Raw genomic sequence first — 960 nt, 5'->3', positions numbered from 1 at the left:
AGAATAAAGAGTACAGGCTGATCCCATTTCGCTCGCCACTACTTTGGGAATCTCGGTTGATTTCTTTTCCTGCGGTTACTTAGATGTTTCAGTTCACCGCGTTCGCTTCACGTAGCCTATGGATTCAGCTACGGATACTCCATTAGGAGTGGGTTTCCCCATTCGGACATCTCCGGATCAAAGCTTGTTTGCCAGCTCCCCGGAGCTTTTCGCAGGCTACCGCGTCCTTCATCGCCTGTGATCGCCAAGGCATCCACCACATGCACTTGTTCGCTTGACCCTATAACGGGTGTGTCTCTCTCGAGCCGCACTCGCTACAGGTTGAGTATTCGTGTTGCGCCGTATTCCAAAGGCAATCTCTCGATTCCCTTAAAATACATCGATACAATCACAACCCTGATTCACCTACTCACGCACCCATCTCCAGGTACGCTTTCGTGAATCTCTTTACTACTTCTTCCTGATTGTTAAAGAACGACAGCCGATATCACGATCTGATCGTGTACCGCGCTGACTGGCTCAATCGCCAATGCGTAACGCTCTGCATGTGTGCAGAACCCTGCGCATTGAGGATTGGTGGAGGATGACGGGATCGAACCGACGACCCCCTGCTTGCAAAGCAGGTGCTCTCCCAGCTGAGCTAATCCCCCAGTCCCACAACACACACTCCAGAGGCTTCACCCGACCAGCTCACCAGACAAGACCGTGGTGGGTCTGGATGGATTCGAACCATCGACCCCCGCCTTATCAAGACGGTGCTCTAACCGACTGAGCTACAGACCCCTGAGTCTGTCTGCGTTGCTTCTACCAAACTACAGCCGATAAGCGTGAGCACTTGAGTGCAATGAATGCATAGCTCTGGAAAGGAGGTGATCCAGCCGCACCTTCCGATACGGCTACCTTGTTACGACTTCACCCCAGTCATGAATCCTACCGTGGTGACCGTCCTCCTTGCGGTTA

At 52.6% G+C, this 960-nt stretch carries 2 tRNA genes and 2 rRNA genes; all 4 read right to left on the bottom strand.

Annotation, left to right across the window (positions count from 1 at the left end):
• Positions 1–280, bottom strand: a 23S ribosomal RNA gene (locus tag GCT19_RS43180); the annotation flags it as partial.
• Between the two features lie 294 nt (positions 281–574).
• Positions 575–650: transfer RNA gene (locus GCT19_RS42240), tRNA-Ala, on the bottom strand.
• A 56-nt stretch (positions 651–706) separates the two neighbouring features.
• A tRNA-Ile gene (locus GCT19_RS42235) sits at positions 707–783 on the bottom strand.
• A gap of 79 nt (positions 784–862) precedes the next feature.
• Positions 863–960 (bottom strand): 16S ribosomal RNA (locus tag GCT19_RS42230); the annotation flags it as partial.

The sequence above is a fragment of the Paraburkholderia atlantica genome (genome assembly GCF_009362785.1).
GTDB lineage: Bacteria > Pseudomonadota > Gammaproteobacteria > Burkholderiales > Burkholderiaceae > Paraburkholderia > Paraburkholderia atlantica.
The sequence above is the reverse complement of the archived record's forward strand: the minus strand, read 5'-3'. Positions and strand labels throughout refer to the sequence as shown.